Raw genomic sequence first — 20,338 nt, 5'->3', positions numbered from 1 at the left:
AGCGTGGAGTGGGCATCATGGTCGTCCCAACTTCCCACGTTTCTGAGTTCTGCGTGTTGTGGCTGATTTTGAGTATGCTAACCGATCGCAAGTCATTTACCATCATGAATTGTTGATTTGGGTGCGGTAGGTGTTTCGAGTCAGACAGCAAACGTGGGCGGAATGGTCGTCATGTCTTCGTTCGCTCGTGCCCACGTTTTCGAGGTCAACCGTGCCTCACGCAAACCTCAGAGTAGGTCAGGTCGATCACAACTCAGACGTGATTCTTACTCGTTGCATAACTGGAGAAGCCGAGAGAGGGATTCGAACCCCCGACGTGCTCCTTACAAGGGAGCTGCTCTGGCCAGCCTGAGCTACCTCGGCCCACTCTCTGTGATTGACTTGGCGTCGTACAAAGTAAAACATTCTGAACTGAAATCGGTCAGATGGTTTTCTCGTATGTGGTGAACGTTGGAATCAATTGATGGGATGCATATCACAAGAAGATATGCATGACGAACCGATCTAGATCGCTGATCCAGTTACAATCGAAAGCTGGTGTCCGCGTCGGCAAGCGGTGTCGCGCCCCGTTCGACTGCTTGCTCGGCTGACAGTCGATCCTGCATCACGAACACTGTATTGCTCCCTCGGCCCGTGTGATATGCCGAGTTTCGGAGGATATCCGCGTGATCGGTGTATTTCTCTTTGACCACGCAGAACGGCTCGATCGCGTCGGGTGCCACGCGGTTGAGATCGTAGAAATACTCGTCCAAGAACGACTCTATCCGGTCCATCTCGCCAGTGGGGATTTCGAAGCGATACTGCTCGCTGTTATAGTACTCATGCAGCTCGGCAAAGACCTCTTCCTGGTCGAAATACTGGCTGAAAATGTACAAGTCGGCGTCTTCGACCTCGAACGCGTTGATATCCGTGGTATCGGCGTCGAACGTGGGCATGAGTTGAACGTCACTCTGATTCGGGGGTACTCTCGGCGTCTTGCACTGGTTGGGCAGCGGTATTCACTCTGAGCGTAAATCGTTTTGCTAGCGATCACCACAGTCGCAGCAACACATTTCTCTCTGCCCCGCCGGCGTTGGGTATGAACGTCTCCCGCGAGCAGTACGATGCTATCGTCACCGGTGTCGGCGGGATGGGTAGCGCTGCTGTCTATCGTCTTGCCGAACGCGGTCTCGATGTTCTCGGCATCGAGCGCTTCGATGTCCCGCACGCGCGCGGGTCGAGCCATGGGAGTACCCGTATCGTCCGGCTCACACAGCCCGAAGACCCCTCCTATGTGCCGCTCGCACGAGCCACCTACAACAACTGGCGTGATCTCGAAGCGGAGACTGGCCGTGACCTCCTCACTATTACTGGCTCGATCCATGCCAGCCCCACTGACGCGGATCTGTTCGCCGACGCCCGCCGTTCGGTCGAAGCACACGATGTTGACCACGAGGTACTCACTGGGGCGGAGGTGAACGAGCGCTTTCTGGGATACGACATCCCCACCGACCATCGGGCGGTCTACCAGCCCGACGGTGGGTTCGTCGACTGCGAACAGGCCGTGATCGCCCACGTCGAAGCAGCCCATGCGGAGGGAGCCACCGTCAAAGCCCGCGAGCGCGTCCTCGACTGGCACGAAACCGGCGACGGCGTCCGAGTGAAAACCGACAAGGGTCGCTACGAAGCCGACGATCTGGTGGTGACTGCCGGCGCGTGGGCTGGCGACTTCTTTCCCGAGCTCGCGGCGGAACTCACTCCATGCCGGCGGATCATGACGTGGCTCCAGCCCGACAAGCCAGAGCAGTTTCGCTCAAATACATTTCCAGTGTTCAGCCTCGCCGGCGAACACGGCAACGGGTACGGTTTCCCGATCCATGATGTGCCGGGATTCAAGTTCGGCCGCGAGCCGTCGCTTCTGAACGCCGTTGATCCTGACGAGATGCCACAGGAGCCGACGACCATCGAAGAGGAACGCCACCGCGAGTTCGCCAACGCGTACTTTCCGAGTGGGGCGGGACCAACAATACGGCTGCAGACCTGCGTAATCACCAAGTCATCCGACGGGCATTTCCTGCTCGGCAGCCATCCCGACTACGACAGTATACATGTCGCTGCTGGATTCACCGGTCACGGGTTCAAGTTCACCGCTGTCGTCGGCAAGATTCTCGCAGATTTCGTCACTGCTGGCGATACCGACCATGCTGTTGATCTCCATCGGATCGGACGATTCTTCGACACGTGATCGGCCATCGATTTCTGTGGGCTGACCAGAGCTACTGTCCTTGAACGGCGTCAGCAACTGTCTCGACGGTCTCAATCGATATGTCCTGGTCGTCAGCGATTGCTTGTACCTCTGCCGCCGATAGCTCTCCGTTCGTCTGTCCTGACTCTGTCGAGTCGTGGTCGTGGGTATGAATCGGCTCATTCCGGTGGTCACTCACCTCCAGATTCACGGCGTCCCATCGGGTATAGTGGCCCATCGCATCGAAGTACGCTTTCGTCGCCCGACGTTCATCGCGGTTGAACTCGGCCGTGAGGAGCGTTTCCTCGCCGACTACCGGCCCGGCTTTCACAACACCCGCTGGATTGACGAGCATGCTACCTCCAGCAGCGACGTTGAATCCCAGTTCGTCCTCGCCGAACTCTTCGGGGATGTCGTCGCTCATGTACGCCGAACATGAGGCGACGAATGACTGCGTCTCGAAGGCGTACTCGCGCACTGCCGGGTAGATATCGCAGGTGTCCATTGCGGCCGCATCCTCGGCCCGTGACTTGTCGCCTGGGTGACCATGTTGCTCCCAGAAGCCCGGCCAGACCGCGGCGTGGATTTCCTCCCCCTTGGCCGTGAGCGCGGCTTTCGAGAGGGTCATATGGTTTTCGTAGCAGATCAGCCCGCCGATCGTTCCGATGTCGGTGTCGTAGGTCTGGAGACTTCCCGGCTCGCCCCGACCCCAGATAGCGCGTTCCTCGTGCGTAGGCATGAGCTTTCGATGACGACCAACCAGATTGCCTGATCGGTCGAAATAGAAGAGTGCGTTGTAGAGCGTCTCACTTCCCGATCGGTCGCTCACCTCGTTCGTCCCGAGAACGACGTGCAGATTCGCGTCAGCGATTGTATCCCCGAGTATATCAATTGCGTTATCATCGACGTGGAGACTGTTTTTCTGAAGGTCGATCATCAGGTCGGTCCAGCGTGGGATCGAGACACTCCCGCGCCAGTAGGGATAGCCCGGAAAGTACGTCTCAGGGAAGACGACGAGATCCGCATCCCTATTGCCGGCCTGTTCGATCCACCGGCAGGTTTTATCGAGTGTCCCCGCCTTGTCGTGATAGACAGGCTCGATCTGTGCTGCTGCGAGCGTGAACGATTCTGTATCCGCGTACATAACGGTCGATACGTCCCGCTCGGGGAAACTGTTTCCCTGCTGCGGATGTGGGTCGTCCGAGCCGGATTGATTGGGTATTTGGTGCAGAACTGGCGACGCAATTTTGTGGTTAGCCCGAGACAGCAGCCCCGAGACTCGATAAACTCGGATCCTAGTAGGGATTGCGATCGTAGACCGCATCGTGGAGGTCCTGCTCGTCGAGTTGCTCGGTCAGGGTCCGGCGGAGGCGGTTGAGATTGGTAACGTCGAGATCGCATTTCTCGCAGAGCGCTGTGAACTGGTCGTCATCGGTGATAGAATGAAACTGTTCGCAGAGACCGAGGCTACTTTGGTTCCTGGCCGCTTCGGGGGCGTATGGCGGTGGCTGGCGAGATCAGTGATTCGCACGAGCTATCAGAGCGTGCGCGACGGTACGCAAACGCCGTCATCGACGGTGAAGAGTGGCCTTTGACGTCCTCTCTCGTCGACCTCGATTGTGTAACCTTCGAAACCAGCACCCGTATGAAACGACAGCACGGCGTGTGCTCCTCCAATGGAGACGGTCACTGCACGATTCGACTCTCCGAACAGACCTACGACCGAGCGGGCTTTACGGCGATGCAGCAAACGATCCGACACGAACTCGTTCACTGCTATCAGCACCAGACCGACGGAGTTGATCCAGGTCATGGTGAATCATTCAAGCAGTGGGTCGATCCGCTAGCCCTCTCGGGACGATGTAGTACGCACTACGAGACCCAGCCCGAGGACTACAAGTATCAGTTCTACTGCACGCAGGGCTGTGGCTTCATCGGTGGACGCCATCGCTGGAGTGTAGCCGTCCGCCGCGCTATCCGTGGTACACAGGTCTGCGGGGAGTGCGACGGAGAACTTCGTGTTGAGGGACCGCGGGGCCCCCTTGATGAGGTGCCCGAGTGGCGAACTGATTCGACCATCGATGAAGACGACCTGCGCTATCGCTTCTATTGCGCTAACTGTGGACTCATCGGGGGCCGCAGGCAAATGTGCAAAACTGTTCGACGGGTAGTCCGTGGAGAAACATGGTGCCGAGACTGTGGGTCGTGGGAAATTGAAACTCGGGATGAGAATGGAGACATCGTTACGTCTACCCGACGGTGACAAAAGATATGCACGTACATACACACAGTGTGCCGAAGACCTATGCTCAGTGATAAAAAGACAGTCTACACCGACTTGGTAGACGCAAGCACCTCTGTCATCGACCAACTCTTTGAGGATACCCGCATCGTGGAGACCGGACAAGATAACTGGTATCCTGACCTACTGTTTCGACAGGATACCCTGTTTGTCCATGAAACTGCGGCCGACGCAACCATCCAGGTCTCTACAAAGGCGGAGGCCGATATCAAAGAGACCCGTGGCAGCAAAGAGCGATATTTCAAGCATATCACAGATGCCCGATCAATACTCGAAGACAGCTTGAACGAGGAAGATTTCGTCACCGAACCCTACGCTGACCCTGATCGCGGACAAGGACGATTGCGTGTCTACGGCTGGGATCGTGACCCGATGTGGTTCCAAGCTGGCGATTATATGAAGACCTATCGCTGGCGAACACCTGTCGAAGTGGTACACGCATGTCCTCTCGGCGAGCGACCGCCCGAGGATCGACCACTGCCCGTGACAGGCGACGACACGTACATCGGCGCGGACTCACACCATCTCTACCTTCGTGGCAATCGCGGTGGTGAGTACCTTATCGATTATGACGACGACGTTGGATCATTGTATCAACGAAACACACAAATGAGCGAGACGCCCGAAAAGATGGTTGAAGTGAGCCGTACCATCTTCGTCGGAAACCCAAAGACGGGCCCGCGATTGGATATTTCATCGGACGGGACAGAGGAGTAACCAGTGACGAAACCACAATCAAAACTGACGACGAAAGACAACCCGCCGCGGCGAAGAATTACAAGCACGATGTGTGCAGCGCCGCAGTGGTATCCGAACGAGCGGTCAAACGACGATGAGAGCCGTTCACAGCAGAATATAAGCCCTCCTCTGCCGATTGCACGGAGCAACTGGCCATGAGTCACGAGTGCGATGACTGTGGTCAGGAGTTCGACACGCTCACACGCCTCCGCCTCCACGATTGCTCGACAGCAGACAGCTCTGATAGAAATACCGTCGATTCATCGGAAAACGAAGACGGGACGCCGTCCGAATGGGCGGATAGGAGACCCGAGGCTGTCGAACTCGAGGCTCTTGATGAATTACTCACTGACACTACGGACGGTGAATTCGATACCCTCTCTCAGGCGATGGCGACCTACGAGAGCGAGTTAGAATCTGCCAACGAATCGGATGCATCCGACAGATACTCTGGGATTCGGAGAGCCTACAGACGACAGCTCATCAGCAAGCTCGACGAGGCGACACGAGCGGAAGGATGGCCAGTTCTCGAAGAGTTCATCCGGGCATATCACCCGGATACGGCCGAGGACTTCCCGCATGTGACCACGATTCTCCAGAACGTCACCGGCAGGAATTTTATTCGGACGCGACTCGCGGATGGTGTCGAGGCGATTCCAGTTGTCACGGTCGAATACATCGAGACTATCCGCACCGAGGTCGGCGGGTATCAGGACAACATTCTCGAAGGTCTTCACCCGTACGGTTGGGGTATCGGGCACCCGGACTTCGATGTCGCAGAGCGGATCCACGAGCACGCATCGAGCCACATCTTCTCGACAAGTCCCATGCTCGAACACGCGTTTTACGCCGACCAGCACACGGCCGTCGATCTCCTCGAACGGATCATCCACGACGAGTCGATACACCACGAGATTGCGCGCCGGCCAAGTGAGAAGATTACCGAGGCACGCTACCTGTTGGATGCCCCTGCTGGAGCCGTCAGCGACCACTACTGGCCGACGATGCCCCGCTACTGGGACTGGCATGACGATCTCGCGGTCGACTTCGAGCTGGAAGACGACGTAGAACAGCGCATCCGGAACCTCGTGAGAGAGGAAAGCCTTGAGAACGATCTCCCACAGGACTGGGAACTCACCGATCTCATGCTCTGACTATGATTACGACCGCGGACATCACCCTCGGAACTCGCTTTGAGGGGAGCGTTGACGTTCCCCTCGAAACGACATACATCACAAACGACCTCCAGTTGGCACTCGGGAGAATTCGAGGGACTGCCATCATCGACACAGCGTACACGGACCGTATTGATGAGGACAAACACTGGCAGTATCAGTTTCTTGTCGACGCCACGAACCAACGGGTTGTGTTGGAACGGCTCGAACTGTTCGATGGTGCTGACTCGGGGGCGTTCACCGACAGGGAGGTCCTCGATACGGAAGGTGTTAAGCGAGGCGTCGTCGTTGAGGAGTACGAACGGACACTGGCACAGCTCCTTCGCCGAACGACCGAAACCGATAGCGGAGGGCTGACGACAACACGAGGGGATGGCATCCTGAGTGCTGTCTACGCGAAATACGCCGAGTATCCCGACGCGGAATTCGCTAACACGGATGCTGTCCCGTTCGATTCGTATGATGATGTCGAGCGACACTTCATACAGGACGAGGTGCGACAGCTTTGGCGGACGTTGACCGACATCGACCAAATCGGCTCGGCTCGTGCAACCAATCTCATCCTTACCAGCCGAGCCACTGACCTCACTGACCTTCGTGACCACCTTGAGGATGAACAGTGGGAGTACATCAGTAGCGAACTTGCGATTGACCCCTGAGAACGGCCACATTCCGGAACGTCTTCCGAATAACTGTGGCTTCCAGATTCATGCTCTATTGAAAATGGACGATGGCGTAGGGATTTGATGGTTTAGGAGATTATTCTCTAACACAATCCACCTCTTCGTTGTCTGGAATTTACCCGATCGAATTGATCGCGTTGATCATTACCAAATCAGATGGAGAAACTCACTATTTTCCCGACTCACATGCGTGACGTCTCAGTTTGAGTCAGTGAATCCTGTCGCCGTACCGCATTTTCAATAGAATAAGAAACTCCACATTTACGAGGGATGGGCGTGGCGCGAGCAAGCACCGGAGGACAAACCCGACTGGATGGCCGAGACGATCACCGAAGCGAACGTCTCGAAAGAGGGTATCGAGCATCTCGACGAGTTGTAGATCGAGGGCCTGATACAGATTCATATACAGGTGGCTGAAACAACGCGTATGAATGAAGGGCGACGGATATCACCGTTCGCCGAAGACACGCTCGCGCTGCTGACCGAAGCTGCCGGTGGATCTGGCGAGAAGCTTGCGAAAGACGAGGCTCTCGAAGTGATCCGGGCCGACGAGCGCTTTGGAGAAGCCGATGCCCAAGCAGCGCTGACCGAACTCGAAAGCCGTGGCCATATCTACTATGTTGATGAGACCGTCCGAATCACACCGACCGATGAGTAAGTGGAAACCCGCCGAGACACAGCTAGCAGGTTGTCTCTGGCGGAATTTCACTGTCAGTCCGATTGGAAAGGCTCTATCATCGTCCAGCGGATAGCTGGATGTCGAGGCTGGTGCAGATCCGGTCTTCAACGAGTGTCTCACACGCTCTCCCCTCCTATGATACGGACAATCAGACGGATACTCTCGCGAACGACAGAGGAACCGATCATTGAGTGCCGTCACTGCGGTGCGAACGTCGAGCCAGAGGCTGATTCCTGCCCGGGATGCGGATCAACCGAGATCGCGTCCTATGACATCGCTTCATGAACTGGGTGGAGCTGCTTCGTCTCGCCCGTCCCGTACCCGCCAACAGCGACGTGGTGTGAGGGGCGGACCGCGCCAGAGAGCCGGGCTTTTCACTCGAAATCCGGTGATGTCCCTGGTTCTTTAGCCAGTGACGTTCTGAGTGGTGCCTATGGCGATTCCGTTCGGCGCGACGTGGGGCACGCTGATCGAGCGGTGTGAGGACCTGCCCGATGAGGCGACGTTGATCACGCCGTTGGCTTCGAAGCGATTTCGCATCACCGATGTTCAGGACCAGCGGATCATCATCGAGGACGTCGATTCGGGTGACTCACAACCGTTGCAACGCGAGCAGTTCGCAGCGCTCGCCGAGCACACTCGTGAAGCAAGCGAGGGCTACGAGCTCGAACGCTTGCCGCCGAAGGCCGAGCCCTACGCGGCGGTGCTTGCACTCCACCCACGCTATGTCCTCGATGAGCGTGAGAACACGCTGACTGAACTCGATGAGGCCGACGAGAGTGCGGTACTGGACGATGCGCCGCACTTGTCGATGAGCGCGGGCGCGAACGACCAGCAGGATAGTGAGCGCGAAGAGCCCGAGATCGACGTGTATTCGGATATGCTGCTGTTGATCGACGCTCTCGAACGCGAGGACATGAGTGCCCTCGAAAGCGTTGAGACGCCCGTCCTGGTCAACCTCTATACGCTCTTGTCGGATGTCCAGCGCAACGCCAACGACCTGCGACAGGATGTGACTGATGTGCTTTTAGAGCGCGTCGGGCACGACCGACCAGTCCACGGCCAGTACGGCTCGATCCAGCGAACGACGCGCCGGAATCGTTCGCTCAAGGATAACGAGGAAGTGCTCGAAGCGTTCGCCGAGACCGGTATCGATCGCGAGCAACTGCTCGGTGTCGACCGGAGCAAGGTCGAGGAAGCGCTGGATGTGGTCTCAGTACCCGAATCGGCCGTCTACGATGTTTCCGAGAGCGAGTACGTGCGCAAAGCCGAGGTGGATGAAGAACGCAAGGAGACGCGCTTGCAAGGTCTGAAGGATCGGCTGGCGGTAAGTGACGATCCCGAAGCAGATGCCCTGCGCCAGGAGGTCGAGCGGTTGGAGCAGGAGATCGAGGAACTGACCGAGTTCTCACCGGCGAGCTCGTTCGAAACGCAGCCAGAAAGTGGGTGAGGCCGAACCATTTTTGATATAGCAGCATCGGGCTGCTTGACTTCGCACTTATATTGGTGGAGTGGAATACCAATGGAACAATGTCTGCACCGACCGTCTCTGACCACTATTCTCCGACCGAGACTGACTACCCGGCCGGTACGTACCGTGTGGTCGGCACCGGCGACGAAGCTGTGATACTCCTCAAAGTAGGCGATAGCGACGGTCAGCGGGTCACCACTGGCAAGATTGTCTCGGTCAGTTGCGATGATTTTGGCAGATTCGAACCGGCCGAGAATCCGGATGGAACCCGTTCACTCGGGGACAGTGTCCGATCCTCGGCGGAGATGATCTACTGGTCATTCCGGGTCTTCGGTCAGGAACTGATCGCCCATCCGTTGCTGGCCCTTGTTGCAGTCGCGGTCATTCTGGTCGGAAATTTCGACGGAGCGATCGTGCCGCTCCCGGATTCCGTCTACAGCTTTCTAGTCATCATCGGTGCGCTCGGACTGGCGTACATCGGCAGCGGCCGCCTGTAGCGTCAGAATCCGCCCTTAGCGGTATAAACCATCACAAGGCCGTGTTTAATCGCATGACGGAAGTGGAATTTCCTGTTTTGCGGCCTCCTTAATGTTGTACACCGCACACATCAACGCGATCTCACGAAATTCTCGATACCATGTCCGCGCTCGCAGGGCGACGCCCAGCGAGCGCTTGACCGAGGAGAAGACGGTTTCTGACATGGAGCGCTGGTGGTAGAGATCGTCGTCAATTCGGGCGTTGTGGGCGTGATCGTAGGGCTTGTTGATGCAGTGCTTGATCAACGGTCGGAGGTCAAGATCCTCACGGAGGTACTCACGCAGCCACGTGCAGTCGTAGCCTTTGTCAGCAGTGAGGATCTGCAACTCGTCCGCCTGCCGGCGGGCGAGTTGCTTGCAGATGTCGGCGTCACTTCCCTCTCTGGTGGTCGTACAGTGCAAATCGAGGATGATGTTTGTTTCTGTATCGACGAGTTTCGTGGCTTTGAGGTCCTGTACTTCGTATTTTGTCTTGTTGCAGTACGAGCGGCTCGCAGGCGAGCGCTCGAAGAACGTAGCGTCGATCGCTCCGATCGGCCCAGTGTTATGAAGCTGCGCAGACTGCTGGAGAAGTGTCCGACAGACCGCCATCTCAATTCTATCGAAAGTGAGACATAACGTCGAGGGGTGCGGGAGATCGGTCGGTTCAAGGCCGATCTCCCGCGATATTCGTGGCATTTCCGTCAACACATCGATCGTCATCCGGTAGGTCGTATCGAGGTAAATCCGGAGACAGTGGATGGATATCATCGCTGCATCGGTGAACCCGCCGCCACCTTCCGGGGCGGCGGGTTCGTCCTAATCATCGGCAACCCTTTTGACGGCGAAGACAACACGTTCGGTGAAGCGGAAGATTTGCGTTGACATACTTCGCCGTCTTCCGCTTCAACTCCGTCACTCTGGCGACCTGATCCGACGTTGTCTAGCGATTAAACACGGCCCATCACAACGATAGTTGCCAGCTGGAAACGCTCTGTATCCTGTTGAAGCGGGCATTACGCAGCCTGAGCCGCGTTGGTAGGTGCCGGCTGACGGGAAGATCTTGGTCGCGTCGGAAAATCGTTCAGAACCGTCTGGGCAGTCGCTGAAACGAAGTCGTAGCTGACTCCTCGAAGGAATGGGGACTGTTTGATGAACGTGAACGAGTCCCCGATTGAGGTTACGGTCACGATCCACTTCGTTCTGACTATTGACCCAACTGAACAGTACCCACTTGCCGCCTTCGCGGAGTTTCTGACCGAGCAGCGTCTCGAATCGACGCTGCTCGAAGCAATCATCGAGAGCCTCAACGACGTACTCGTTGAGGCGTACTGTGGCGAAAAACACGCACAGGGAAACGGAACCAACCGATTCCAACGCTCGACAACGAAGATTCGCACAGCGGTTACTACCGTCGGCGAGCACGAGTTCTCCCTTGGCTACGTCAAAGACACTGCGGCAACTGACGACGAGAACGCTCATTTCCGCCCCATCGAACAATTCGTCGATTTCAACGGAAAGAAGCGATATCAGCAGGATATCGCTGCGCGAACAGTCGATCTTGCGACGGCTCTCTCCTACCGTGACGCAGCCTCACATGCTGAGGACCTCGAAAGGACGCCCTCGAAGGACACCATCCGCGACCGCGTGACCGAGTGCGGCAGGAAACTCACAGAGTTCGTTTCCAGCCGCATTGCCGGGTCTGAAGCTGAAACCGTCATCCCTGACGGAACCAACTGCTACAGTCAGGACGAGGACCGTGAGTACCACGACGTACGAGTAACGCTCGCAGAAGACACCGAAACAGCGTCACGATCAGTGCTTGATGTCTCGGTGAACACTCCCTGGAGTGAGATTGCGGATACTCTGGATACTGCTGAGGCGATCACTGACGACGCGAAAGTCGTCAGTGACGCCGAAAAGAGCCTTGTTGGGGCCTTTCAAACAGACACACGCGATCATCAACTCGATTTGTCTCACGTTCCGCGCACACTTGGCTACAAGCTGTGGGACGACGGTGCGCTCTCATTGGAGGACCGTAACGAGATCATTTCGGAGGTCTCTGGAGAGTTGTTCCACCTGAAGAACTCCGTCGAGAAACATCGTCCGCAAGAGGAGTATTCGGCGATCCGCTCGCGGATCGCCCGAACGAAAGAGCGTATAGAGAAGACAGCATGGCAGTTAGAGCAACTCTCTTCGCCGAAAGCAGCATCGTACCTTCGTAGTGGACTGGATTCGATGGTGACGTTTGCTGAGGACGCGATAGACGGGTTCGAGGTGCCGTGGACCTCGAACCCTGTCGAACGAGCAATGGGTGAGGTAGCCAAGCGATGCAAGCGTGACTGGATGCAGTGGAGCGAAGAAGGGTTAGATACGCTGTTGCAGTTGTCCCTCACGAAATACTCCAATCCCGAATACTACCGCGAGTTCTTCGATGAGTTCCTCCAGCGGTCAACTCACGGAAAGATACGATGTAGCGTGTCGGTCAGAACGAACGGAGGTGAACTCTGAACGGTTTTCCGACGCGACCAAGATCTTGGTGTCCTGTATCGTAATCGAGCCGTCAGTCCTGTCTGTTCCACTCCGGCGCTGCACCCGCGCCTGACAGCTGGTAGTAGCGCCGGTGGGGATCAGCCCACTACCCGGCCGCTGAAAGATCGAGCAAATAATCGTTGATCTGGTGTGCCACGTCGTCAAACGCCGGTTTCTGCTGGACAAGTCGGTCAAGCGCCTGTTTCCAGTACTGGTGGACCGCTTCTTGACTGTCGGCCGGGATACCGTTCGCGAGATCGAGGCTCACGTTGTGTGCCCGGCTTTTCGTACGGAGCGCGTCTGCTACCGCTTTATCGTCGAACGATTCCTGGTTTAGCAGGCGGTAGATGTCGTAGTAGTCTCGGGCACGCGCCCGCTGATAGAGGCTGCGTAGCTTCTCCACGAAGATTTCCTCGACGCTGTAGGCGGTCAGGTCGAATGCAGGGATGTCCTCGAACGCGTGCTGGTGCTGCACTGGTGGAAACGCCAGCGCCTCGTTGAATGTGATATCTAGGTCGGTGGTGTTCCGCTGGCCGAGGATAGCATCGTACTGCACATCGATCTGGACGTACTCGACCGGTTCCCCCGCTTCGTAGACGTTCGTAACCGTGAACGTGATACCGGACCGGTTTGCGATACCGGTGACAGCTGTTTCGAGCCGCTGGCCTAGATCCGGGAGCGGCTCTGTAGCAGTGAAATCCAAGTCTTCAGAGAACCGCCAGATTTCAGGAAAGTACAGTTTGCTGAGCGCGGTCCCACCCTTGAACACGAGGTGATCGGCCAACGGGCTGGTATAGAGTGCGTAGAGGATCCAGGAGTTGACATAGTTCTTCTCGGCTAACCCCGCGGTGACACCGGTCTGTCGGGCGAGCGTGCGCAGCCGTGTGTCGTCAATCATCCATGCTCCTCCCGGTCTGCAACGCGTCTTCAGCGACATTCAAAATCAGCCGGTAGTCGCTCGTGTGACGGCCGTTGTCAGCGCGGGTCGGATCGAGCTTGGAGTAGCCGGTGGTGAACGCCTCCTCGAGGTCTGCACGGCGCGGCAGCTCGATGTCATGGAGATCAGCGAGGTAGACGATCCGTTTGACTGCTGCTCCGTTCCCCATGCGGAGCAGGTCGCCAACCAGGGTGTCGTAGTCCACACTGTCGGCGTTCACGAGTGCTTTCGAGAGCTCGGTGATGCCGCCACAGTGCTCGGGATGGTCCGCACAGTCGACTAACGCTTTCTCGACAGTGGCGATGTTGACCTGCTGGGAACCGATCGCGACTGGTTCATAGCCGAAGAACTTGGTGTCGGTAAGGGTGACGAACCGGTACTGGACATTGTGGATCTCACGGTCGGGCACCCGATCGGTGGTTGCTGCGACGACCGTCATCGGCACCTGCTCGGTCAGGCTGTAATGGTTCAGCGCGCTCCCGTAGGAGATATACATCGGCTTGGCAAGGTGGGCTGCGATGATGAACTCGTGTTCGGTGTACTCACCGCGTTCGCCGGCAGCCAGCGGCACGATCAGATAGGTCCCGCTCTTCACTCTGTCAAGCCATTTTTTCTGCACCAGATTGTGGGCCAGCTTCTTCGCCGCATCGTATGAGATGTTGACGCTGTGCTCGATATCGGTGATTGTGACGACCGTCTTGTTCTGGCCGGCCAGCCGGGTGAGCGCGAGTGCTTCCCGTTTCGACAGTCCCTGTTTAATACTTATTTCAGTGCTCGTACCCATATTCGGTACTAAACCAACATAGAGTATACAGTGGTCAACGATTAAAAACGTTCCTTCTCTCTGCTTGTTCGCATACCCTTACGATCGGCTTTGTCCACAACACCACTCGCTGGTGAGCCTCAGAGGTTGTCGGATATCAGAAGCACCCTCTTCTTGTATAGTGCCTCTTATCGCTCCTTGTGATCCTTATCTCGTTACCGCCTCCGAGACGGGGCGATTGAGCGGCAGGTGACAATGCTCGAAGACAGAAAGCGCCTGCATGTCGGTTTGGGCGCGTTCTCCCTTTTTGGTTTTCGCCGTCGAAAACACGCAACGGTTAGCAATCGCGGTCGTATTCGATAACGAGTACTGGCACGTCAAGCGGGTGGTGCTCGGTAAAGATGGCATCACGTAGTTCGTTCGCCGTTCGCCGCTTGCTTGCGTTGTTTCCTGTTGGGATGATAGCCACGAGCACCTCGATATCGCCTTGTTGGAACATCGCGTCGGCGAACAGAAGATGCGAACGCATGTTCATCTGCTCGCGGGCTTCGTGTTCGATCCCGACGCCGTCCTTGTAGGCATCCAGTCGTGGACGATTTTTTCCAACTATGACTTCATACTCGGTTTCCCACCCAGTAAACGCCTCTTCGAGGGTGGCACCGTCCGCCAACTCGTCAACCACCGTCGTTACGTCCCCGAGTACCTCTTTGTCCTGGAGGATGGTGCGTGCGTCGCGGATTGATTCAGCGGCGATATACACGAGTTGCGTGCGCAGTTCGTCGATTTTGTGCTGATAAGCCCCCCAATTTGAGTAATGCCAGACTCGATACACGCGGACGGAACGATCAGTGATGGTTGCGGTGAATGTCCGGAGCGAAAGCGGGCCGTCCGTCACGTCTGCGCCGGTTTGGTCTGCCAGTGCGTCGAACACCTTGTTCCCGAAGCAGATGATAGTGTAGTGCGCTTGGTCGAGTATGCAGAGTTGGTCGGCGAAACTCTCATAGTCACTGTCCGTTAGTGTCACATTGCCCGCATCAGGCTCTTCAATCGGACTCAGATCCGTCATATAACCGCCGGTAAGCGCCGCTAATCGAATGTACGATTCTAGCCGTTGATCGTATTTCCCGTATATCCCTCCATCCGACATTGGTTGACCGATACCGTGGAAATTCGAGAGCTCGGCTAGAATTTCTCCCCCAGGGTTCAGCCCGACGAACACCACGTTTGGATCCATTCGTTCGCGCTGCTCGGCGAGAAAGTCCCGTATGTTGGTGGGGTCTTCTTCAATGCAGTCCTCGTCGGGGAAGTCATCGCTCCAGATCGCCCAACTAGCAGTTGGATATTCGTCGGCGAGCGTATCGAACGTTTCGCGGTCAATCATTATCGGTCACCTGTCGGCGGCGGGCCTTCGGTCCATCGGCCGCACTCGGGACACTAATACCGCGCTCGTCGCCGCCAGAGATCAGGCAGGATAAACATGAGTAGGAAGCCAGTCGGGGACCGTTCTCATGCAACTGCACGGGGTTGCGCGTCGAGATCATACTGATCCTGATTTTGCACATCAAATAGCCGAATACACCGACTTCGATGTGCAAAAACAGCACCACACCCGCTGATTTCGTGTGCGTGATTCGATAGCAGTCAGACGCTTGTACGCCAGCCGCATGACAAAACGGGTGGTCAGCAACCCGAGCAGAACACCGTTACAGGGCCAATGTGCAAAATGCGGCGGCTATGAGAATCGAAACCAGTGGCGAGTACGCATGCGAATCGTCTGTCCGACGGCGTTGGCGAACCAACGAAATCACCCAAGGCGAGGCCACCGACGGCGCGTGCGGGGGTGTCGCTTGTGATGTTCTCAGCGGCTCCAGTCTAACCAGTGGTCAGATGCTCATTCGAGGGTGGCGAGAATGCGGATATCGGTATCGTCGTGACGCTCGCGTTCAGTACGTGCGCCATGATCGCGGAGGAAGGCATCGACGCGTTCGGCGAGGTCGGCTGACTGTTGACCGTCAATGTGAACGATGAGCGATGGGTGTTCGCGGTCGCTGTTATCGATGACGAGCGAGAGCTCGTTGAATTCCTCGGAGTGGCGGTAGTCGCTGAACTGCTCGGCAACGAGATCAGCGAGATCGTTGAGAGTTCGATCAGGCGATGAGCTGTTCACGACACCCCGATACTGACTTCGGTGCGGTATTACAGCTGTCGGCTGACGCGTGGGGAAAGGATAGCTGCGTGGACGATTTTCGATGGCCCTGGTTTGTATGTCCAGTCCGTGGGTTCTGGATCGAGCTCTTCGTTACGTGGTAGACGTCTGCAGTGCTAGTCATCGTTTGTGAGAGCTCCATGTTATGATTTTCTTTCGAGAACGCCTGAGTAGGTTGGACTCGAACCGGGACAACAACTATACCGACGACACCAACCTCGAAACCGGCGAGATAACTGCCGAAACAACACCTCAATGACTGGAATTTCTTCTGTCAGCTGTACGAGGCAAAGGTACAACCGAGTACTCCTCGAACTGCTGTGTGGAATGGCGAAACAAGAACACACGCGTGGGTTTGCACACGTCGGGATCACGGTTTCCGACATCGAGGCGGCACTCGATTGGTACCAAGATGTCCTCGGGTTCGACCGGCTCACTGGGCCGCTTGACGTCGAGCGCAACGAGGGCCACCTCGGCGACGTGGCCGCCGAGTTGTACCACGATACCGACTTCGAATCGGTCCGGCTTGCTCATCTGACGACTGCCAATCAGGTCACCATTGAACTGTTCGAGTTCGACGGGACAACGGGAAACACTATAACGGACCCAACGACACCCGGTATCTCACATATCAGTGTTATCGACTCGGAAGTCGAGAAACTGTCCAATGAGATCGAAGACGCCGGCGGTGAGCGGCGTTCGGATGTTCGGCGGCTCTTTCCCGATCAGGACTATCGCCTCGCCTACTGTGAAGACCCGTTCGGCAATGTCATCGAGATCTATTCGCACTCCTCCGAGCGAATATTCAGCAATCAGGACGCGTAGAACAACCCGACCAGAACGACCGACATGACCACAATCATACGACAATGAATTCGGCACACACCCACGACCACGACGCCATCGTCATCGGAGCCGGACACAACGGACTCGTCGCGGCGGTCTATCTCGCGCGGGCCGGTTGGAACCCGCTCGTGCTTGAACGCAACGACCGCATCGGCGGCGCAGTCCGGAGCAGCGAACTAACTGAAGAAGGATTCGTCCACGACACCTACTCGACCAATCAGAACCTCTTTCTCGGCTCACCAGTGTACGAAGACCTCGCAGAGGACCTCGCCGATCACGGACTCGAGTTCTCACAGTCCGCGAAGCCGTACTGCAACGTTTTTCCCGACGGTACGTGCTTGCGAGCCTACGAGGACGAGGAGCGGACGCTCGATGAGATGCGCCGACACGACCCTGGCGATGCTGAGGGATGGTCGCGCCTCCACGACCGTTTCGAGACGTTCCAGCGGACCCTCTTGCCGCTGTACGCCACGCCGTTGCCATCCGTCGAGGCGGGCAGAAAACTCGCCGCTGCCGTCCGAGAAACCGGTATCACCGATGTCATCGATCTCGGACAGCTTTTATTGAACTCGACACGGGAGCTCGGCGACGAGTACTTCGCAACACCGGAAGCGAAGGCGCTCGTCGCCACGTGGGGTCTCCACCTCGATTTCGGTCCGGAAGTTTCCGGCGGCGCGATGTTCCCATTCCTCGAAACTTATACCGACATGGAAGAGGGCATCTCGATCACAACCGGCGGTGCATCGAACCTCGTGGAGGCTCTTGCGGGAATTCTCCGCGATAACGGTGGCGAAATCCGCACCAACGCCGAAGTCGAACGTGTAACGACCGACCTTGGACGTGCGACCGGCGTCGAGCTCGCGGGAGGAGAGCGCATTGGGGCTAGCCAAGCCGTCATCGCCAACCTCGCACCCACAGTGTTGTTCGACGACTTACTCGAAGGGTATCCGCTCTCCGAGTCCGTCGAGCGCAAGGTCGATTCGTACAGCTACGGCCCGGCGACGATGATGGTTCATCTCGCGCTCGACGACTTGCCTACCTGGAAGGCCGGTGACGACATTGAGGAGTTTGCCTACGTCCACGTCGCACCCTATGTTGAGGACCTCTCACGAACGTACACGCAGGCGGTCAACGGCTACATCCCTGAGAGTCCACTGTTGATCGTCGGCCAGACCACGGCGGTCGATCCCTCACGGACCCCGAACGACGAACACATACTCTGGGTCCAGGTGCGTGCGCTCCCTTCGGAGATCCGTGGCGACGCGGCAGGCGAGATCGATGCGACCGACTGGGAGAATGCCGCGGAGCCGGTTGCCAATCGCGTGATCGACAAACTCGACAGCTATGCGCCAGGGATCGAGGAGAAGATCCGCGAGCGCGCCGTGCTCTCGCCGACAGATCTCGAAGACGCGAACCCAAATCTCGTGGGCGGCGACAGCGTTACGGGAAGTCACCATCTCAAGCAGAATTTCTTGTTCAGGCCGTTCTTCGGCTATTCACGATACGCGATGCCGGTCGATGACCTCTATATGGTCGGTGCGAGCACGTGGCCTGGAGGCGGTAACAACGCGACCTCGGGATATCTCGCCGCACAGCGACTCCTCTCTCCGAGCCGTCTGACACGAGCGAGCGAAAGTTTCGAGGATCGATTCGGCGACGAGGCACGAGCGGTGCGTCAGTGGGTGGCTAATCGCCTGTAACCTGTGTTGAGATCATAGAATGTACCTCCGTGGGAGTTGTATTTCGGCGATCACGACAGACAGTAGAGCTGGAAAAGGTGACCGAGGTCGATAGGCGATCACAGAGGACCTTCTGATGGTCTAAGTTGGGATATAAGTACAGGTGGTTTTGGACTGGGGGTCAGGAAGGAGTACCTTCTGGACCATCTGTGTTCGGTTAAGGGGCAAAACACGCAGACGGCGTTGTCGTGATAGGGTTATCTTCAAGAACCGCGTAGAGAGAGGTTGTGATACCCGAACTCTCTCCAACGCTCATACGACGCCGATTGACTTCGCTCTTTCCCGCCGAGCTCGTCGAAGGCATCGCGCGCGAGCGCGATGCCGTCCAGCGCCACCGAAAAATCGACATTACGATGCTCGTCTGGTCGCTCATCTTGGGCTTCGCCGTGGACGGCGAAACCCGCTCCATCGCCGCGTTTCAACGTGCCTATCAGACTGCCACCAACCAGACCGTGGTCAGATCCAGCTTCTACGACCGATTTACGCCGGAGCTTGGTGATCTCCTGAGCGACCTCCTCGCGCACGCGCTCGAGGAGGTCGTGGTTCCTCACACTATCGCGCCCCAACTTACCCAATTCCGCGACACGATGATTGCCGATGCAACCGTGTTCAGGTTGCATCGGCTCCTTGCTGCGTTTCCAGCCACTCACGACGACCAATCTGGTGCCAAGCTGCACCTCGTCTACAACGTCACGAAGCAGACGCTTGCACAGTTCAAACTCACCGACGAACGAACCCACGAAAGCAGCCAGTTCCATACCGGGAACTGACTGCGTGGACGGCTGTTCTTGTTCGATCTCGGCTTCTACGGCTACCGCCGTTTCGCGTTGATCGACGAGAACGACGGCTACTTTGTGAGTCGGCTGAAGAAGAACGCAAATCCGCTGATCGTGGGCGAACGGCGGAAATGGCGCGGCCGCGCCATTTCCTTGACTGGGAGTTATCTTCGAGATCATCTCTCGAAACTCACACGGAAGCATATCGATGTGACTGGCGAATTTGGGTTCAAGCGACGGCAGTACGGTGAGAGCCAATCAGCTGCCACCAGAGAATTCCGCGTCGTCGGTGTCCGCAACGAGGACACCGACGACTACCACCTCTACGTGACGAACCTTCCGGATGAGTTCACGCCGGAGCAAGTAGCGGCGCTGTACAGTTTTCGATGGAAGGTTGAGTTGCTGTTCCGCGAGCTGAAGTCGCGGTATGGCCTGGAGAAGTTCGAGACGGGCGATAAAGCGATTGCAGAGTTGCTTGTAGTGGCGGCTCTGTTGACACTACTGGTCAGCAGAGCCTTGCTAGCAGTGTTTCAGGAGCTTGATCCTGACGTGGAGTATCCAGCAGAACGCTGGGCGACGACCTTTCGGTCGGTCGCCCAGCCAGTACTTGGTGATCTCGGCGTTGCTCTGGGCCATCCACCACCGAATCTTCCTGAATTGGTGCGTCGTGAGGCACGCCAACCAGAGAAATCACGCCTCACTCTGAACAAACGGGTGGCTCACGCCTTCAACACGGAGATGAGTCCTTAACC

At 57.0% G+C, this 20,338-nt stretch carries 18 protein-coding genes, 1 tRNA gene and 3 pseudogenes; 14 read left to right on the top strand and 8 right to left on the bottom strand.

The features are described 5' to 3' along the window. Positions 1-288: 288 nt before the first annotated feature. Together MUK72_RS16245 and MUK72_RS16240 are read right to left on the bottom strand one after the other, a co-directional pair. A tRNA-Thr gene (locus MUK72_RS16245) sits at positions 289-363 on the bottom strand. 158 nt (positions 364-521) lie between these two features. Then, positions 522-935, bottom strand: coding sequence for a hypothetical protein (locus tag MUK72_RS16240; RefSeq protein ID WP_244705714.1), 414 nt, complete (start codon positions 933-935; stop codon positions 522-524). Positions 936-1,078: 143 nt separating this feature from the next. Here MUK72_RS16240 and solA point away from each other — a divergent pair, with 143 nt between their 5' ends. Then, complete coding sequence (solA, locus tag MUK72_RS16235) at positions 1,079-2,224, top strand: N-methyl-L-tryptophan oxidase (RefSeq protein ID WP_244705712.1); 1,146 nt, start codon at positions 1,079-1,081, stop codon at positions 2,222-2,224. Positions 2,225-2,255: 31 nt separating this feature from the next. Here solA and MUK72_RS16230 read toward each other — a convergent pair whose 3' ends face one another. Then, positions 2,256-3,368: a carbon-nitrogen hydrolase family protein gene (locus MUK72_RS16230; protein ID WP_244705710.1), complete on the bottom strand. Its 1,113-nt coding sequence runs from the start codon at positions 3,366-3,368 to the stop codon at positions 2,256-2,258. 181 nt (positions 3,369-3,549) lie between these two features. On the opposite strand from MUK72_RS16230, the gene MUK72_RS16225 reads away from it, so the two are divergent. The 9 genes and pseudogenes from MUK72_RS16225 (at position 3,550) to MUK72_RS16185 (ending at position 9,769) form a co-directional block, all read left to right on the top strand. After that, positions 3,550-3,819, top strand: a complete 270-nt coding sequence (locus MUK72_RS16225; RefSeq protein ID WP_244706053.1) for a hypothetical protein — start codon at positions 3,550-3,552, stop codon at positions 3,817-3,819. Continuing rightward, positions 3,723-4,487: a SprT-like domain-containing protein gene (locus MUK72_RS16220; protein ID WP_280518325.1), complete on the top strand. Its 765-nt coding sequence runs from the start codon at positions 3,723-3,725 to the stop codon at positions 4,485-4,487. The genes MUK72_RS16225 and MUK72_RS16220 overlap by 97 nt, the downstream gene beginning before the upstream one ends. A gap of 42 nt (positions 4,488-4,529) precedes the next feature. Further along, positions 4,530-5,243, top strand: a complete 714-nt coding sequence (locus tag MUK72_RS16215) for a hypothetical protein (protein WP_244705708.1) — start codon at positions 4,530-4,532, stop codon at positions 5,241-5,243. 176 nt (positions 5,244-5,419) lie between these two features. Next, complete coding sequence (locus MUK72_RS16210; protein WP_244705706.1) at positions 5,420-6,418, top strand: DUF8137 family protein; 999 nt, start codon at positions 5,420-5,422, stop codon at positions 6,416-6,418. A 2-nt stretch (positions 6,419-6,420) separates the two neighbouring features. Next, a complete protein-coding gene (locus MUK72_RS16205; RefSeq protein WP_244705704.1) occupies positions 6,421-7,098 on the top strand; it encodes a hypothetical protein in 678 nt (225 codons plus the stop codon). 271 nt (positions 7,099-7,369) lie between these two features. Then, positions 7,370-7,501, top strand: a pseudogene (locus tag MUK72_RS16200) (non-histone chromosomal MC1 family protein); the annotation flags it as partial. 48 nt (positions 7,502-7,549) lie between these two features. Continuing rightward, on the top strand, positions 7,550-7,780 hold the full coding sequence (locus tag MUK72_RS16195; RefSeq protein WP_244705702.1) for a hypothetical protein: 231 nt from the start codon (positions 7,550-7,552) through the stop codon (positions 7,778-7,780). Positions 7,781-8,234: 454 nt separating this feature from the next. Further along, on the top strand, positions 8,235-9,251 hold the full coding sequence (locus tag MUK72_RS16190) for a DUF7983 family protein (RefSeq protein ID WP_244705700.1): 1,017 nt from the start codon (positions 8,235-8,237) through the stop codon (positions 9,249-9,251). An 80-nt stretch (positions 9,252-9,331) separates the two neighbouring features. Beyond that, entirely contained in the window at positions 9,332-9,769 is a 438-nt protein-coding gene (locus MUK72_RS16185) for a hypothetical protein (RefSeq protein ID WP_244705698.1), read from the top strand. Positions 9,770-9,814: 45 nt separating this feature from the next. On the opposite strand, the pseudogene MUK72_RS16180 reads toward MUK72_RS16185, so the two are convergent. Next, positions 9,815-10,675: pseudogene (locus tag MUK72_RS16180) on the bottom strand (IS5 family transposase). 285 nt (positions 10,676-10,960) lie between these two features. On the opposite strand from MUK72_RS16180, the gene MUK72_RS16175 reads away from it, so the two are divergent. After that, entirely contained in the window at positions 10,961-12,298 is a 1,338-nt protein-coding gene (locus MUK72_RS16175; RefSeq protein ID WP_425311099.1) for an ISH6 family transposase, read from the top strand. A gap of 127 nt (positions 12,299-12,425) precedes the next feature. Here the strand turns inward: MUK72_RS16175 and MUK72_RS16170 are convergent, their stop codons facing one another. The 4 genes from MUK72_RS16170 to MUK72_RS16155 form a co-directional block, all read right to left on the bottom strand. Then, the gene (locus MUK72_RS16170) at positions 12,426-13,217 is read right to left on the bottom strand and encodes a nucleotidyl transferase AbiEii/AbiGii toxin family protein (RefSeq protein ID WP_244705694.1); all 792 of its coding nucleotides are present in this window, start codon (positions 13,215-13,217) and stop codon (positions 12,426-12,428) included. After that, positions 13,210-14,040 (bottom strand): type IV toxin-antitoxin system AbiEi family antitoxin domain-containing protein, encoded by an 831-nt coding sequence (locus MUK72_RS16165; RefSeq protein ID WP_244705692.1) that lies wholly within the window; start codon positions 14,038-14,040, stop codon positions 13,210-13,212. Before MUK72_RS16165 ends, MUK72_RS16170 begins: the two co-directional genes overlap by 8 nt. A gap of 316 nt (positions 14,041-14,356) precedes the next feature. Then, on the bottom strand, positions 14,357-15,400 hold the full coding sequence (locus MUK72_RS16160) for a hypothetical protein (RefSeq protein ID WP_244705690.1): 1,044 nt from the start codon (positions 15,398-15,400) through the stop codon (positions 14,357-14,359). A gap of 510 nt (positions 15,401-15,910) precedes the next feature. After that, positions 15,911-16,186 (bottom strand): hypothetical protein, encoded by a 276-nt coding sequence (locus MUK72_RS16155; protein WP_244705688.1) that lies wholly within the window; start codon positions 16,184-16,186, stop codon positions 15,911-15,913. Positions 16,187-16,552: 366 nt separating this feature from the next. Between MUK72_RS16155 and MUK72_RS16150 the strand changes: the two genes are divergently transcribed. The 3 genes and pseudogenes from MUK72_RS16150 (at position 16,553) to MUK72_RS16140 (ending at position 20,336) form a co-directional block, all read left to right on the top strand. Then, positions 16,553-17,050 (top strand): VOC family protein, encoded by a 498-nt coding sequence (locus tag MUK72_RS16150; RefSeq protein ID WP_244705686.1) that lies wholly within the window; start codon positions 16,553-16,555, stop codon positions 17,048-17,050. Positions 17,051-17,094: 44 nt separating this feature from the next. Further along, on the top strand, positions 17,095-18,771 hold the full coding sequence (locus MUK72_RS16145) for a phytoene desaturase family protein (protein WP_244705684.1): 1,677 nt from the start codon (positions 17,095-17,097) through the stop codon (positions 18,769-18,771). Between the two features lie 266 nt (positions 18,772-19,037). Next, positions 19,038-20,336: pseudogene (locus MUK72_RS16140) on the top strand (IS4 family transposase). The last annotated feature ends 2 nt before the right edge of the window (positions 20,337-20,338 follow it).

This window comes from Halococcus dombrowskii (assembly GCF_022870485.1).
In the GTDB taxonomy this organism is placed as follows: Archaea; Halobacteriota; Halobacteria; order Halobacteriales; family Halococcaceae; genus Halococcus; species Halococcus morrhuae.
The sequence above is the reverse complement of the archived record's forward strand: the minus strand, read 5'-3'. Positions and strand labels throughout refer to the sequence as shown.